This window comes from Thalassotalea ponticola (assembly GCF_041379045.1).
GTDB lineage: Bacteria > Pseudomonadota > Gammaproteobacteria > Enterobacterales > Alteromonadaceae > Thalassotalea_A > Thalassotalea_A ponticola.
The window spans coordinates 3,122,429-3,138,938 of record NZ_CP166871.1 but is presented as its reverse complement, the minus strand read 5'-3'; the positions used below and the strand labels follow the sequence as shown (position 1 = coordinate 3,138,938).

The following is a 16,510-nucleotide window of genomic DNA, read 5'->3' as shown; positions in this document are numbered from 1 at the left end:
TTCTTAATGAATGCGTGAAAATGTCAGACATACATTTGAATTTGGTTTTGTCACCAAATTACTCAGCAACTGTATTGCACAGATTTTGCTTTAGTAGCAAGGCTTGCGATGATGTGAGACAGGGAGTTACCTTCGGGTAATGACCAACGAACATCAAGCGTAACGCAGCTAATAACGCAAAAGACAAGCGAAACTTTTTGGGGTTGTATGGTTAAGTGACTAAGCGTATGTGGTGGATGCCTTGGCAGTTAGAGGCGATGAAGGACGTGTTAATCTGCGATAAGCTGTGTTAAGCCGATAAAAGGCGTTATAGGCACAGATTTCCGAATGGGGAAACCCACCTGTCATAAGGCAGGTATCGTTAAGTGAATACATAGCTTAACGAGGCGAACCGGGAGAACTGAAACATCTAAGTACCCCGAGGAAAAGAAATCAACCGAGATTTCCTTAGTAGCGGCGAGCGAACGGGAATTAGCCCTTAAGCGGTTTGTGAATTAGTGGAATAAGCTGGAAAGCTTGACGATACAGGGTGATAGTCCCGTACACGAAAATGACCTTACCGTGAAATCGAGTAGGACGGAACACGTGAAATTCTGTCTGAATATGGGGGGACCATCCTCCAAGGCTAAATACTCCTAACTGACCGATAGTGAACCAGTACCGTGAGGGAAAGGCGAAAAGAACCCCTGTGAGGGGAGTGAAATAGAACCTGAAACCGCATACGTACAAGCAGTGGAAGCCTTCGGGTGACTGCGTACCTTTTGTATAATGGGTCAGCGACTTATGTTCTGTAGCAAGGTTAACCGATTAGGGGAGCCGTAGCGAAAGCGAGTGTTAACTGCGCGTTTAGTTGCAGGGCATAGACCCGAAACCCGGCGATCTACCCATGGGCAGGTTGAAGGTTGAGTAACATCAACTGGAGGACCGAACACACGTATGTTGAAAAATGCGGTGATGACTTGTGGGTCGGAGTGAAAGGCTAATCAAGCCGGGAGATAGCTGGTTCTCCCCGAAATCTATTTAGGTAGAGCCTCGGACGAACACCACTGGGGGTAGAGCACTGTTAAGGCTAGGGGGTCATCCCGACTTACCAACCCTTTGCAAACTCCGAATACCAGTGAGTGATATCCGGGAGACACACGGCGGGTGCTAACGTCCGTCGTGGAAAGGGAAACAACCCAGACCGCCAGCTAAGGTCCCAAAGTCTATGTTAAGTGGGAAACGATGTGGAAAGGCCCAGACAGCTAGGAGGTTGGCTTAGAAGCAGCCATCCTTTAAAGAAAGCGTAATAGCTCACTAGTCGAGTCGGTCTGCGCGGAAGATGTAACGGGGCTAAACATAGCACCGAAGCTGCGGATTTAATCTTAGGATTAAGTGGTAGGGGAGCGTTCTGTAAGCCGTTGAAGGTGTGTTGTAAAGCATGCTGGAGGTATCAGAAGTGCGAATGCTGACATGAGTAACGATAATGGGGGTGAAAAACCCCCACGCCGAAAGACCAAGGTTTCCTGTCCCATGTTAATCAGGGCAGGGTAAGTCGGCCCCTAAGGCGAGACCGAAAGGTGTAGTCGATGGGAAACAGATTAATATTTCTGTACTTCTTATAATTGCGAAGGAGGGACGGAGCAGGCTAGGCAAGCATGGCGTTGGTTGTCCATGTGAAAGTATGTAGGCTGGAGATTTAGGTAAATCCGGATTTCCTCAAGGCTGAGATACGAGACGAGACTCTACGGAGTTGAAGTTGTTGATGCCATACTTCCAGGAAAAGCTTCTAAGCATCAGATTATAAGGAACCGTACCCCAAACCGACACAGGTGGTTAGGTAGAGAATACTAAGGCGCTTGAGAGAACTCGGGTGAAGGAACTAGGCAAAATAGTACCGTAACTTCGGGAGAAGGTACGCTGGCTCTGGTGATGGGACTTGCTCCCTAAGCTGAGGCCAGTCGAAGTAACCAGGTGGCTGGAACTGTTTATTAAAAACACAGCACTGTGCTAAATCGTAAGATGACGTATACGGTGTGACGCCTGCCCGGTGCCGGAAGGTTAATTGATTGGGTTAGCGCAAGCGAAGCTCATGATCGAAGCCCCGGTAAACGGCGGCCGTAACTATAACGGTCCTAAGGTAGCGAAATTCCTTGTCGGGTAAGTTCCGACCTGCACGAATGGCGTAATCATGGCCACACTGTCTCCACCCGAGACTCAGTGAAATTGAATTTGCGGTTAAGATGCCGTATACCCGCGGCTAGACGGAAAGACCCCGTGAACCTTTACTATAGCTTGACAGTGAACATTGCTCCTACATGTGTAGGATAGGTGGGAGGCTTTGAAGCAGGTACGCCAGTATCTGTGGAGCCATCCTTGAAATACCACCCTTGTATGCGTGATGTTCTAACCTGGTCCCATAATCTGGGATGGGGACACTGTCTGGTGGGTAGTTTGACTGGGGCGGTCTCCTCCCAAAGTGTAACGGAGGAGCACGAAGGTTGGCTAAGTACGGTCGGACATCGTACGGTTAGTGCAATGGCATAAGCCAGCTTAACTGCGAGACAGACACGTCGAGCAGGTACGAAAGTAGGTCATAGTGATCCGGTGGTTCTGTATGGAAGGGCCATCGCTCAACGGATAAAAGGTACTCCGGGGATAACAGGCTGATACCGCCCAAGAGTTCATATCGACGGCGGTGTTTGGCACCTCGATGTCGGCTCATCACATCCTGGGGCTGAAGTCGGTCCCAAGGGTATGGCTGTTCGCCATTTAAAGTGGTACGCGAGCTGGGTTTAGAACGTCGTGAGACAGTTCGGTCCCTATCTGCCGTGGGCGTTTGAGAATTGAAGAGGGCTGCTCCTAGTACGAGAGGACCGGAGTGGACGAACCTCTGGTGTTCCGGTTGTCACGCCAGTGGCATTGCCGGGTAGCTATGTTCGGAACTGATAACCGCTGAAAGCATCTAAGCGGGAAGCAGGCTTTGAGATGAGTTCTCACTGGGACTTTAAGTCCCCTAAAGGGTCGTCGGAGACTACGACGTTGATAGGCAGGGTGTGTAAGCGTTGTGAGACGTTGAGCTAACCTGTACTAATTGCCCGTGAGGCTTAACCATACAACACCCAAGAGGTTTTCGTATGGTCTGATAATCATCACGCATGATTAAGAATTGAGTAAATATCGCTTTCCGAATTGAAACGTTTTTTGTCTGGCGACAATAGCACTTTGGAACCACCTGAACCCATGCCGAACTCAGAAGTGAAACGAAGTAGCGCCGATGGTAGTGTGGGAGTTCCCATGTGAGAGTAGGTCATCGCCAGGCTTCCAATTTTGGAGGGGTTCCCGAGTGGCCAAAGGGATCAGACTGTAAATCTGACGGCTCCGCCTTCGGTGGTTCGAATCCACCTCCCTCCACCATATATAAAAAGCCCGCTATATAGCGGGCTTTTTTGCTTTTACGCGCTATTTAACTCTGTGCCATATAACACTACACGCCTTAGTGTACAAACGGTACCGTCCCAGAAAGTGTGTCTCTCTTATTTTAATTTCAGTTTCAAACACTCTAGTTAAATAAGTTACTTTTCTCAAAACGACTTATTGGATATTGATAAGTCGTTTGGTTCATATCCAACGCAACCTTACTCAGAATGGTTAACACAGAATTGACACTGGGCATTGAGTTTCTGATTTTTAGTGTACGTTTGAATGATTTATTTAATCGTTCAATCCAGTTGGTAGTATAAATCATATTTCGGATCATCGGCTCAAAGTCCAAATAAGTCGCGTAATAGTGCATGTATAGCTCATCTGTAAACACTTTAAAGCTAGGATATCGTTTTCCCCATTTTTCATATAACCACTTCGCCCGGATCTGAAACTCTTCTCGATCATCAGACTGATCGTCTAAGTTGAATACAAACCTTAAATCCTCAGCAACATCACTACGATGAGACTTTTTCACTTTCTTTAAGATGTCGCGTTTCAAATGCAAAACACATTTTTGAATTCGACATTGATAATGCCGTTCTATGGCAGAATCTAAGCCTGATAGGTTATCAATTACAGCGAGATCGATTTGTCTAAGGCCACGTTCTTTTAAATCTAATAATATGTCATCCCAATTTGACGCCGATTCGGTTGGCGCATTGTAGATACCGATAACCTCTCGAGTCATATCATGCTTAACGGCCAGCACAATGTAATAGGCTTCACTAGAAACTGTTTCACGCTTTGTTTTGATAAATGTCGCGTCAAGATAAATGATGGGATAGTACTCGCACAGCTTCTGCTTTCTGAAGTCCTCCATTTCTTTATAAAGACTTTTGGTGATGCGTGATACCGCACTTCGAGAGAGCTTTTGACCATAAATGGATTCGGTTACAGATTCGATATCTCGGGTTGTTAACCCCTTTGCGTAAAGCTCAAAACAAAGCTCATTTAACGTATCACTTTGCTCTCTCATTACATTGAGGATCCAAGGCTTAAATTGGTTTAGCCGATCACGAGGAACTTGTAGAGTTAAGGCTTCGCCAATGCCCAATCCTGTAACGGGCCTAAATCCATTTCCCTTATTTCCCTGCGAATTTCTGAGGTACTCTGAACGCTCAGCTTTCATAAAAGAGTTAAGCGCCAACTCTAAGACTTGGTTCAGACCACCAGGCTTTTCGATTAATGAATCCAATGCTGCTTGAATTTGTTTACTATTCAGCGTTAAATTAGTCATAGTCTCTCTCCGTTTCTTGTTGAATGTTTTTTGGTCGAAACTATCAACTAAACTAAGAGAGACTTTTTTATTTGTCCAATCGGACACACTTCAGTGGGACGGTATGGTACAAACACCTGTAAAAAGCCGCATTGGTAATATCCTTTTTGTTTAAATATGCTTAAGTAAACACACTTGTTGACGACACATAACTTGTTTTATCAATAGATGTGCCAAGCAAGCAAGCAAGCAAGCAAGCAAGCAAGCAAGCAAGCAAGCAAGCAGCAAGTAACTGAGTGAGTATGTCGCTCCCTGTTGACGATTTTGATCATCAACGAGCATATGGGTTAATTAATGAAATTTTGGCAATCTGGCTTTACCATGGCATTCCCAATGGCCTGCATTGTAGTGACTATCAATTGCATCAGACGAGTTGGTAGGTAGTAAGTAATTGTTTAGTAAAAAAGCCCACGCATACGAGGGCTTTAATCTAGTAAAGCGGATATTATCAGGAAGTTGAGTTTGCGTTGAGTAAGTGCTTGCTAACAAATTCAGTAAGCTTTGCTTTCGCCTTGTTATCAGCATTTTCATCAAAGCCAATAATGTATCCTTTGCCGATACATTCAGGTGCATCCATCATCACTTTGGCACGAGCGAAAGCTCGCTCTTCGCGAGTGGCATTATTGGCCGCATAGCTGGTTAGTTGACCATTAATGGTGGGCAAACCCGTTTCCGCTTGAAAACTAAAACGGCACTCTTTGATATACGGAAAATCTCTTTCCTTACGCGGTTGATTATTTTCCCACGCGTGTCCAGCGCCGGCAATTATTAGAACCTCAACATCACTGCCCGCATCCTCTAGTGCTTGGTGTACTTGGCTACACAGCGTTGGATTAACACTGTTATCACTGTCACCAAAGATCGCTAAATAAGGTTTAGCCGTAGTTTGGTTTGACCCTAGTGTTTGATGACAAGGACCGTAAAAATCAGCGTGTAATGCAAAGCCAGGATGCTCCGGAGCGAGAATGCTTTTCACCCGTGCATCCATGGTATAACGCGTTGCCATGCCGCCATAAGAGTAGCCGGTAACGCCGATACGAGTAGCGTCGATACGAGGATGTGTTGATAGAACTTTTAATGCGTTATACGCGTCAACGACGATATCTGTTTCTGATGCGGAGAGGGTTTTCTGCAAATACTTATGGTCGTTCGTTACACCGCGTGGCGTGTAATAATCTAACACAAACGCAGCAATACCGAGTTTGTTAAATAGCTTAACGTAACCTTGCTCGCGCTCTTCTCGAATACCGCCGCTACCATGCAAAATTATCATTGCCGGAACTGGCTCTAGCTCACTTGCATTTTCAGGGAAATACAAGGTGCCCATGCCTGTTGACTCGACGCTATTGTCAAAGTCAGTAAGAAGCACACTAAAGTCATAAGGGCTTTTCGATGGGAAATAGATAATCCCCTTGTCACCCTCATCTAACTTGCTTTTAACGTTGTCATATTGAGGTAAAGTCGGTAAATCGACGCGGCTATTCCACGGTAGCCCAATACCAGCATACTCTGTTTCGATGTGGTAAATACCGTAACCCGCAGCCAATATTGCGGCGCCGAATGCGGAGTAAAGCCATTTTTTCATAACATCATTCCCTTACAGTGTTAATGCTAAGCGCGTTGCTGACTTTAATGCGCCTTCGATGTAATCAACAGATAATGAATCGCCAATGTTGTGAATGGTGTAATTCCCTTGCAGTTGTTGAGCTGCCTGAAGATTGTTACTGGCGCCCTTGGCGATGATCACGGATGTTGCGTTAACTGATTGCAGATCGCCGTTGTGATCTTGGTAGTCAACGGTTTTATCGGTAATCTGTTGTATTCTCGCTTGGCGAATGATTTGCACTTGATGTTGCTTCAAGTTTTGAAGTACCCGCCATCTACGCACAATCGAGATTTCCGAGCCGACTTCCTCATCGGTGAGGACGGTCACATTACGGCCGCGTTCAACCAGAAATTCAGCCAACTCAAGACCCACTAGGCCAGCGCCAATAATGGTTACATCTTTGCTTAATGGCATCCAGACTTTTGACAGTGTTTGTAACGCGTCTGTACTCTTGGTAATGCCAATAAGGGAACCAGACTTCATCATCATTCTTTGTTTTAAGTTGAGTTTTTGCTTGGCAATGTGTTCGCCTTCACCTGTCATTAACAGGCGCAGTTCCTCTCCTGACCAAACGTGATTTTGATCGGCGCCAGGTACATCAATTGCATCGCGCTTTGCACCAACGGCCAAAATTACTTCATCGGCATTTAAAGCTGCCAGTACTGATGCATCGACACGGGTGTTGAGTTTGACAGTAATATTGTCATCAGCTTGCACTTCGCCAACCAAATAATCGAGTAGCGCGCCATTTTCAGGGTAAGCTAGAGCGGCAAAAAATAAGGTGCCACCCAAATAGCTACTTTTTTCACACAGGGTTACTCTGTGGCCGCGCAGCGACAATACGCGGGCAGCTTCCATACCTGCTGGACCACCACCGACAATAACGATGTGTTTGGATTTGCTGGCAGCAGTGATCGCCAGGTCGCTTTCTTGTCCGGTAAACGGATTAACAGCACATTTGACCCGATCATTGACAAATATTTGGCTGACACACGCGTAGCAGTATATACATGGGCGGATTTTTTCCGGCGATTGTGCGACAACTTTATTTGGCAGCTCCGGATCAGCTAGCAGTTTACGGGCAAAGCCAACAAAATCACAATCACCATTGGCTATTGCTGAGTCAGCGACATCTGGCTCTAAACGACCGACCGTAATTACCGGGATATTAACGTGCTGTTTAACGGCTTTGGCCCATGCTAAAAAGCCTCCCGCTTTGTGTACTAATGGCGCTTCGGTAAATGCGTCGCCTTTGGTGGGGTTAGCATATGCAGAAACACTAACCGCGTTGACGCCAGCCAATTCGGCCATTTTGGCGACCGCTTGGCAGTCTTCGATAGTGATGCCACCAGGCATTCGCAACTCTTGGGCGTCGAGGCGTAACCACAGTGGGAAATCGGCCGGTACTTTGGTGCGTACCGCGGCAATAATTTGTAAAAGTAGTCGCGCCCGGTTTTCAATTGGGCCACCGTATTCATCATCTCGTTTGTTGGTAAACGCTGACAAAAAGCCGGCAATAATATAGGTGTGGGCGGCGTGCAGTTCTATCGCATCAAATCCTGCTTTAACGGCGCGTTCAGCGGCATCGGCAAACCAACTAATCATCTGCTCAATGTCGGCTTTATCCATGACTCGAATCTTTGGAGCTGACGTACCGGCAGAGCGAATAAACCTAGATAATTCTGATTTGGTCAAATCATTCATCATATCGGTTTTGTGAGGCGCTGGCATTGACGGTACCCAAATCTCTCTGCCTTCAGCGAGATCGCGCACTGCGGTTTTACCAGCGTGTTGTAATTGAACGGCAATTTTACAATCGTGTTTGTGAACTCGATCAGTAAGCTGTTTTAAGCCAGGAATAAATTTATCATCTGAGATACCAACTTGGTATGGCTCTGCCGTTCCATGAGGGTAGGCTACAGAGACAACGCCCATGGTTAGCATTGCTGCACCGCCTTTGGCGCGTTGCTCATAAAACGCTTGGATGCGTTCAGAACACTGGCCGTCGCTCTCGGCAAAATTAGACCCCATAGGTGCCATAATCATGCGATTCTTTAAACTCAGGCTGCCGATTCGCCCAGGTTGAGTAAGGTGTTTGAAAATTGCCATGTGGTATTCCTTTTTAGCAAGCGGTCGGATGCAGTAAAAAGTCTAAGCACATACGATTAAAGTAATCTTTGTGTTCAACTTGAACCCAGTGGCCACATTGATTGACCATGATAAATTTACAATGCGGCATATTATCAAGGAATTTATACATACCTTCACGCGGATTAAAGCAATCATTAGTCCCCCAAAAACCCAAGCAGTCTACCTTTATTTCGTGTAGGCGCTCTGTCATGTTTGGGACCATCATCGTATTAAATAGATTGTCAGGTTGCGTTTTTGCAACCGCAACGCGCTCAGTCAAAATGTCGTCGGTTAAACCATTTGCATCAAAGAGTTGTAAACTCATCACCTTGCGCATCTTATCCTTGTCCATAGTGCCTTCATTATATATCGAGACCATGCGTTGAATACCTTCCATTTGAAAGTAAGTTTCTCGTTCTTCAACACCGCCCGGTGCCATAAGAATGAGCTTGGCTACGGTCTCTGGGTGGGCTAAGGTTTGCCCAAGTGCAATGGCTCCACCCAAAGAATTACCGAGCAAAATGCAGTCAGACAGTTCGTTTTGGCGAATAAAGAGATTTAAACACTCAACGAAAAAGTCGAGGTTGTAATGGACGTCATCAGGTTTGTCAGAGCGGCCAAAGCCAGGTAAATCAAGCACGATATTGCGAAAACCTGCTGCAGCAAATACCGGATAATTACCCTTGAAGTTACTGTAACCACTCGCACCCGGGCCGCTACCGTGTAGCCAAATGACCGTAGGACCAGTACCTATATCGAGGTGATGCACACGAATGCCGTTTTCTAGGTCGGTATAATGCCCCTCGGGCAGATGCGAAAATGGATCGTTTGTCATGTGTAAATTCCTTTGCTAGTTCTAACCTATCGCTCGATTCTATGAATTCAACGCAGCGTTCTCATCGTCCATTTAGACCAAGGGAATTAGGTGGTAAATCCGTTAGAGCAAATAGTCGAGATGGACGATGTTAGTGATTGCCGCATAGGGGCATAGTTGTCGCAGTGAGAAAATGACGAATTTTGACTCGATACGAGGTGACCTCATTATGACAACAAATTTGATGGCCAAAGAACCGGCGCTGACAACAGTCGTTGATCGGCAGGTTACTCAAGCAAAAATGGATAAGCGCGCTAGTGCGGCAATGCGAATCAAGCCGAAACAGCAATACACGGTTGCAGATCGCCTCGAAGCTCAAGCGTTATTACATGCAGATAAGCCGTTTATTATTTACCAAGGTAAGGCAATAACCTACCAGCAAATAAATGAGCAAGCCAATCGTTATGCTCAGGTGTTGCATAGCTTGGGCCTCAGAGCTGGTGACACCTGTGCCATGGCGTTGGAAAACCGACCGGAATTTTTCATCGTTTGGTTTGCTTTGGCCAAAATTGGCGCCGTTACCGCATTTTTAAATACTCACGTATCGGGTGTACCGTTAGCCCATGCCATTAACAGCACAGAAGCGAAAGGGGTGATTGTTGGCGATGAATGCATCAATAATTTTATCGAAACGCCTGAACTCGACGTCAGTCGCTTTTGGCGGCTAAGCGATGTTGAAACCGACATCAGTGATAATCTTAGTAGCCAGTTTTCAAAGGACCTTGAACAGCGCCTATCAGCGCTGACGAGTGCAGAGTTTGATGCGAGTAGTCGAGCCGATATTGTTGCTGAAGATCCGATGCTGTTAATTTTTACATCAGGTACAACGGGACTGCCAAAGGCAGCCGTATACAGCCATTTGCGCTGGCTGTGTTCGGGCGATGTCATGGAGGTGACAATTGATGCGACAAGCGATGATGTCTTTTATTGTTGTCTACCTTTGTACCACGGCGCAGCCGCAACCTCAGTGACGTCAACCGCACTTGCGTGTGGCGGAGCGATTGTTGTGCGTCGCAAATTTAGTGTGTCGAAGTTTTGGCAAGAAATAGCCGAAAACCAAGTGACGGTTTGTCAGTACATTGGCGAAATTTGTCGCTACTTGCTCAATCGAAATATTGAAGCGCCAGCACATCGCTTACGGGCTATGATGGGCGCGGGCTTGAGCGCCGAAAGTTGGCAACGCTGGATTGAAGCCTACGGCGAGATGGACATATACGAGGGATGGGGATCTACCGAGTCGAATACCAATTTGATTAATTTGGATAATCACATTGGTTCCTGTGGACGCATTCCCGATTGGCAGAAAACTAATTTTCGCTTAGTCCAATTTGACGTTGAGGCCAATGATTACATCCGCGATGATAATGGCTTTTGTATTTTGTGCCAGCCTGGTGAAGTGGGCGAGGGGCTGGGGATGATCATTAATCACCCCGATATAGGTGCCGGCCGGTTTGAAGGCTACACCAACAAGCGCGAAACCGAAGGCAAGATTATTCGCAATGTGTTTACTCAAGGCGATGCTTATTGGCGCTCAGGTGATTTACTGCGCTATGATGCCGATGGCTACTTTTACTTTGTCGATCGGATTGGCGATACCTTCCGTTGGAAAAGTGAAAATGTATCAACGCAAGAGGTGGCGACCATTTTAACGGATTACCAAGACGCTGAGTTTATCAATGTTTACGGCGTACTGGTACCGGAACACGAGGGGCGGGCAGGCATGGCGAGTATTGTCATGCAGCCAAATAAACAATTTAACAGTAAGCAGTTTTATCAGTTAGCAACCGAAAAACTACCTCACTATGCCGCCCCACTATTCGTGCGAGTCAGTGAGCAAGCTGATATGACAACAACGTTTAAATTGAGAAAAGTTGATTTACAAAAGCAAGGTTACTCACCAGAGTTATGCGATGACCCGCTGTATGTTAAAGACGATAGCGCTGGTGATTATGTGCAGTACAACGAACACGTATTAGCACGCCTTGGTTTACCAAAATTTTTAGCGACGGAGGCTTAATGGGTCTTGCAGGAAAAGCAGCAATAGTTGGCGCTGCGCAATATAAACCAGAAAAATATAAAACCGCAAAGCAGATGTTTCACTTAGAGCAGGTTGCCGATCTCGCTCATCAAGCACTGCGCGATAGTGGACTAGAAGCCAGTGATATTGATGGCCTTGTGGTTAATGGGGCTCAATTTCACGAAGCCGAGGTATTTGTACCGGCGATGGCGGCGGAGTATCTTGGCATTGGTGTTAACTTTGCTGAAGTGGTGGACTTAGGCGGTTGTACCGGCGTTGGTATGCTGTGGCGAGCTGCAGCGGCAATAGAATTAGGCGTTTGTAAAGCGGTGTTGTGTGTTATACCAGCACGAATGGCGCCTTTTGCTCCGAACGAAGATCCGGCCTGGTTGTACGAGGCGATGAAGTACGGTGGTCACAGTACGCGCTATGGTGCACCTGAGGCCGAATTTGATTTGCCTTATGGCCACATGGGGCAAAATACCGGTTATGCGATGATCGCTCAGCGCTATGCGGCGCAATATGGTTATTCACCTGAAGCGATGGCTAAATTAGCGGTTGATCAACGCACCAATGCACTGAGTAATCCTGACGCTATTTTTTATAACCAACCGCTGTCTATTAGCGATGTTTTAGAGTCAAAAATGGTTGCTGATCCATTGCGCGTATTGGAAATTGTTATGCCTGTTGCCGGTGGCGCAGCCGTGATCGTTGCCAGCGAAGAATTGTTAGAGCGCACCAATCATCGCCCTGCGTATATCAAAGGTTTCGGCGAACGTTTGTCGTTTAAGTCACCATCGTATGCCGAAGATATGACAGTAACACCAGTTGCTGAAGCTGCGAAAAAGGCGTTTGCCATGTCCGGTTTAAAGCCGAGTGATATCCACGCCGCGCAAATCTACGATTGCTACACCATTACCGTACTGCTGTCGCTAGAAGACGCAGGTTTTTGTAAAAAAGGTGAAGGAATGAAATTTTTGATGGAAAACGATTTAACCTTTAACGGTAATTTCCCTCTTAATACCCACGGTGGTCAACTGAGCTTTGGTCAGTCTGGTGCGGCCGGAGGTATGTCGCAAATTATAGAAGCATTCCACCAAATCAGCGGTCGTGCGGGTGCGCGCCAATTAGGTACGTGCGATAACGTATTTGTTACCGGCACGGGTGGGGTGATGAGTGAACAAGGTGCCATCGTTTTACAAGGAGGGGCGTAATGAGCGCGAAACCATTACCAGTTCAAACACCGATCTCTAAGCCGTTTTGGCATAATTTAGCGCAAGGTAAATTAACCGCCCAGCAATGTGGCGATTGTCACCGCTGGACGTTTTACCCGCGTAACCATTGCCAGCATTGCTTTTCGCATTCACTTGAGTGGCGCGAAGTCACAGGCAAGGGGACATTGTATAGCTTTACCGTGGCGCGAATCCCGACCATGGCAGAGTTTGCCGACGAGGCGCCGCAAATCCTTGCCGTAGTAGAACTGGCCGAAGGGATTCGCATGAACACAACGCTAATAGGCGTTGAAGAATCCGATATTCGCATTGGCATGGCAGTACAAGCGGTATTTGATACGGTCACCGACAACGGCGATGCGCTGGTTCGCTTTACTGCGGCCAACAACAATTTAACCCACCGCCCATATCGCGACCCGCTAGCAGATCTGCCACTCAACGACAAAGGACAAAAAATTGTTCCCTTAGCCAATCAAGCAGCGCTGCACGGTTTGGTCTCTGATAGCTTCACTGATTGGAGTAATACAATTACTATTGACCAATCATTGATCGATGAGTTCGCCGCGTTGTCAGGTGATGATTATTGGATTCACACTGATCCGAAAAAATCGAAAACCGATAGCCCGTACGGTTCGACTATTGCACATGGCGCTTTGGTACAAATTTTACAATCGCGATTGGCATTACCGCTTGGCTATGAAATTACCGGCTTTAATACCATGGTCAACTACGGCTCGAATAAATTGCGCTTTCCCGCACCGGTGCCGGTTAACTCTCAAATCCATGCGCGAGCTCGTGTAAAGAGTGTTGATGTTGGTGTTAAAGGGGTACAGCTTATCCTTGAAGTGCACACTCACGTGGTCGGCTCAGAGCGGCCATCGGTGATCAATGAGCTAGTTATCTACTATCGCTAACGCCCTAGTTAGAGTTTCTCCCTCGGTTAGTGCTACTTGCGTTCGTTGCAAGTAGCACTTTTTTATTACCACCTTCTGATCATCTTCCTGTTGCAGCAGCGCAACCTCGCGACTCGGTTTAGCGCCGTTGACCTGGTCATTGACAGCTCATGTAGATTTTTCCCGTCGCTCCCCGTCGCTCGTTAGTGCAATCAATTTGTGCTTATTAATAGGTGAATATTCGATGTTTTCGCCGATGTTCACCCTATTTTCCCTTTGTTAGGCGTTGTTTTGTAACGCATTTGTCGCGATAACAAAGGCCCACCAAATCTCGTCATAGTCCAAACGGACGATGAGTTCGTCAGTGGTGGATTTTTAGTCTAAACGGACGATGAGGCAGTTGGTTAATAGATATACAACTTTGATGTTCCATACAAATGATTACAACAAGATCGTAAAAATCTAATAATAACGACTACAAATGGATATTCATCATATGAAGTTAACAGCAGGAAATAATCGAGGACGCTTTGCCATTGCACCGATAGCATTTGCTATTGCCGGCGCTTTGTTTGCCTCCACTACCTACGCTCAAGAACAGAGTGAAAACGCCGACAAATCCACGATTGAACGCATTGAAGTTACCGCGCAAAAGCGGGTGACGTCTTTGCAAGAAACGCCAGTGGCAATCACTGCATTTAATCCTGAAGCGATTGAAAAATTTGGCATTGAAGACATCAGCGACATCAATGCGCTGGCTCCTAACGTGCGCATTTCTCCGGCGATTGGTAGTTCGTTTAACGTGGGCATTAATATTCGCGGTCTCGGAGTCACCGAGCCATCTTTAGCGATTGACCCCAAGGTTGGTATTTACCTTGACGGTGTGTACTTGGCTAGAAACGCGGGTGCGATATTTAACGTGGTCGACTTAGAGCGAGTTGAGGTATTGCGTGGTCCGCAAGGTACTCTTTGGGGTAAAAACACCACCGGTGGTGCGTTGAGTTTAGTGACCAAAAAGCCGTCGGAAGAGTTTGAGTTTAATCAAACGTTCACGGTGGGCTCATACAACGAATTTAAATCAAAAACGTCAATTGATACTGGTGAGTTTGCTAACTTTACCGCTAAGTTAACGTATATGCACGGCCAGCAAGATGGCTGGGCTGAGAATACCTTTGAAGGTGCCAAAGAAAAACACCTAGGCGCAGAAGATTTGGACGCGCTGCGCTTTGCTTTGCGCTACTCAGGTGATAACTTCACCGTCGATTACAGCTATGATCAAACCGACAGTGAATCAGTGTCTATTCCGGTACAAATTAGTAATGTGCGCGAAGCCTTTACCGACCCAACGGTACCGACGTTATTTCTCGGCAACAATACCTTATACGCCGGTAATGTGTTTGCCATGATGGCGGCAAATGAACACGACTCAAGTCGTCAAACGAAATTTGAACTGGACAATCACGGCGCAGAACATGTCGATATCACAGGTCATAACCTGACGGTCGCGTGGGATTTTTCTGATAATCATACGTTTAAGTCGATCAGTTCTTATCGCGACTATGAATCTCGTATTCTCGACGGTGTAGACTTGGACGGCGGCGCATATTTTGGCTATGCGTTAGACTTTTCAACCATGCCACCGAGTGTTAACCCCAATGACGTTATTACCTTGCCAGGCTTTCACTTTAAGGGGACAAAAGAGCAAGATCAAACATCACAAGAGTTCCAACTGTTAGGTGATTTTAACAACGGCAAAGTTAAATATGTGGCCGGGTATTACTACTTTGAAGAAGAGGGACGAGAAATCAATCCTTGGGCACTGAGTATCTTTACCGGTCAAGGTGCGAATATTCTATTTGCCGACCCTCTGCCCTTTGGTAACTTCTACGAAGTCACGGCAGAATCACAGGCCGTATATGGTAATATCGATTACGCATTAACTGACAAGTTAAATATTATTGCTGGTTTGCGTCATACCAAAGACGATCGTTCACTAACCAACTTAGCCGCGCCGGATGTTATGTTGCGCAACGATCTAAAATCTGAAAAAGACTGGTCAAAAACGGTTGGTTCGTTAGTTGCCAACTACCTGTATGATGACGACTTAACACTGTACGCAAGTATTCAACAAGGTTATGCGTCAGGAGTGTTTAATCCAGGTTCTATCGATCGCTTTGCGTTTTTATCAACGGGTCGTGCTAACTTTGAAGGTACACTAACACCGTCTGATCCGGAAGATACAGTCGCTTATGAAATTGGTATGAAGTCGGTTTCTTTTAACGACCGCCTAATGTTTAACACCGCGGTGTTCTACAACGACAATACCAACCTGCAGAAAACTGAGTTGGTCGGTAGCATCCGTGTTTCTCGTAATACTGGTGAGTCAGAAACCAAAGGCATCGAGGTTGATGCTAAGTTCATTGCCACGCCAGACTTATCGTTTACGGCGACCTTAGGTTATCAAGATACCGAGTACACGGATCCTGAATATACCGATCAGACGTCTTATTCTGGTACTCTAGCGATGGACTGGTACGTTGCTGAGATGGGTTGGGGTGATCTGGTTTTCCACGCCGATTACGTGTTAGTCGACGAATACCAATTCTCGGTATCGGATCCAACCCTAGTGGCAGATGCGTATCAACTGCTAAATGCGCGATTGAGTTTAGCCAATATCAATGTTGGTGAGCGCTCAACGTTAAACGTCGCTGCTTGGGGACGCAACATTACCGATGAAGAGTACATCGTTCACGGCGCAAACATGTCGTTCTTCGATGCTCAAACATACGGGACGCCAGCAACTTGGGGAGTTGACGTCAAATACACCTTCTAGTCAACTTAGCGAGTTAAACAACTCTACATCATACGCAAGCGGGCATGTCATTGTGACATGCCCGTTTTTTCTATGTATTTCAGACACTTTACTCACCGGCTGAAACGCTCTTTATCCACCGACAAATTTTAGTCTTTACGGACGATGAGTCTGTAGCACCGTTTATCAATAATGGCTAACAGTT

At 46.5% G+C, this 16,510-nt stretch carries 9 protein-coding genes, 1 tRNA gene and 2 rRNA genes; 8 read left to right on the top strand and 4 right to left on the bottom strand.

Annotated features, from left to right (window positions below; translation table 11 throughout):
- Window positions 1-209 precede the first annotated feature (209 nt).
- From ACAY30_RS13810 to ACAY30_RS13800, 3 genes are all read left to right on the top strand, one after another.
- A 23S ribosomal RNA gene (locus ACAY30_RS13810) occupies window positions 210-3,094 on the top strand.
- Between the two features lie 92 nt (window positions 3,095-3,186).
- Window positions 3,187-3,301: ribosomal RNA gene (gene rrf, locus ACAY30_RS13805) — 5S ribosomal RNA — on the top strand.
- 10 nt (window positions 3,302-3,311) lie between these two features.
- A tRNA-Tyr gene (locus ACAY30_RS13800) sits at window positions 3,312-3,396 on the top strand.
- Between the two features lie 145 nt (window positions 3,397-3,541).
- Here the strand turns inward: ACAY30_RS13800 and ACAY30_RS13795 are convergent.
- Window positions 3,542-4,702: an IS256 family transposase gene (locus tag ACAY30_RS13795; RefSeq protein ID WP_371189934.1), complete on the bottom strand. Its 1,161-nt coding sequence runs from the start codon at window positions 4,700-4,702 to the stop codon at window positions 3,542-3,544.
- Window positions 4,703-4,983: 281 nt separating this feature from the next.
- Here ACAY30_RS13795 and ACAY30_RS13790 point away from each other — a divergent pair, with 281 nt between their 5' ends.
- Window positions 4,984-5,121: a hypothetical protein gene (locus ACAY30_RS13790; protein WP_290252676.1), complete on the top strand. Its 138-nt coding sequence runs from the start codon at window positions 4,984-4,986 to the stop codon at window positions 5,119-5,121.
- A gap of 68 nt (window positions 5,122-5,189) precedes the next feature.
- Here the strand turns inward: ACAY30_RS13790 and ACAY30_RS13785 are convergent, their stop codons facing one another.
- From ACAY30_RS13785 to ACAY30_RS13775, 3 genes are read right to left on the bottom strand one after another with little or no spacing between them, the layout of a single operon-like run.
- On the bottom strand, window positions 5,190-6,326 hold the full coding sequence (locus tag ACAY30_RS13785; RefSeq protein ID WP_290252675.1) for a dienelactone hydrolase family protein: 1,137 nt from the start codon (window positions 6,324-6,326) through the stop codon (window positions 5,190-5,192).
- Window positions 6,327-6,338: 12 nt separating this feature from the next.
- Window positions 6,339-8,456 (bottom strand): FAD-dependent oxidoreductase, encoded by a 2,118-nt coding sequence (locus ACAY30_RS13780; protein ID WP_290252674.1) that lies wholly within the window; start codon window positions 8,454-8,456, stop codon window positions 6,339-6,341.
- Window positions 8,457-8,469: 13 nt separating this feature from the next.
- Window positions 8,470-9,312, bottom strand: a complete 843-nt coding sequence (locus ACAY30_RS13775) for an alpha/beta fold hydrolase (RefSeq protein WP_290252673.1) — start codon at window positions 9,310-9,312, stop codon at window positions 8,470-8,472.
- Window positions 9,313-9,520: 208 nt separating this feature from the next.
- On the opposite strand from ACAY30_RS13775, the gene ACAY30_RS13770 reads away from it, so the two are divergent.
- The 4 genes from ACAY30_RS13770 (at window position 9,521) to ACAY30_RS13755 (ending at window position 16,326) form a co-directional block, all read left to right on the top strand.
- Window positions 9,521-11,368 (top strand): long-chain-acyl-CoA synthetase, encoded by a 1,848-nt coding sequence (locus ACAY30_RS13770; RefSeq protein ID WP_290252672.1) that lies wholly within the window; start codon window positions 9,521-9,523, stop codon window positions 11,366-11,368.
- Window positions 11,368-12,582, top strand: a complete 1,215-nt coding sequence (locus ACAY30_RS13765; protein WP_290252671.1) for a thiolase family protein — start codon at window positions 11,368-11,370, stop codon at window positions 12,580-12,582. Before ACAY30_RS13770 ends, ACAY30_RS13765 begins: the two co-directional genes overlap by 1 nt.
- On the top strand, window positions 12,582-13,514 hold the full coding sequence (locus ACAY30_RS13760) for an OB-fold domain-containing protein (protein ID WP_290252670.1): 933 nt from the start codon (window positions 12,582-12,584) through the stop codon (window positions 13,512-13,514). The genes ACAY30_RS13765 and ACAY30_RS13760 overlap by 1 nt, the downstream gene beginning before the upstream one ends.
- A 460-nt stretch (window positions 13,515-13,974) precedes the next feature.
- Window positions 13,975-16,326 carry a TonB-dependent receptor gene (locus ACAY30_RS13755; protein ID WP_290252669.1) on the top strand — a complete coding sequence of 784 codons (2,352 nt, stop codon included), beginning with the start codon at window positions 13,975-13,977 and terminating at the stop codon, window positions 16,324-16,326.
- Window positions 16,327-16,510 lie beyond the last annotated feature (184 nt).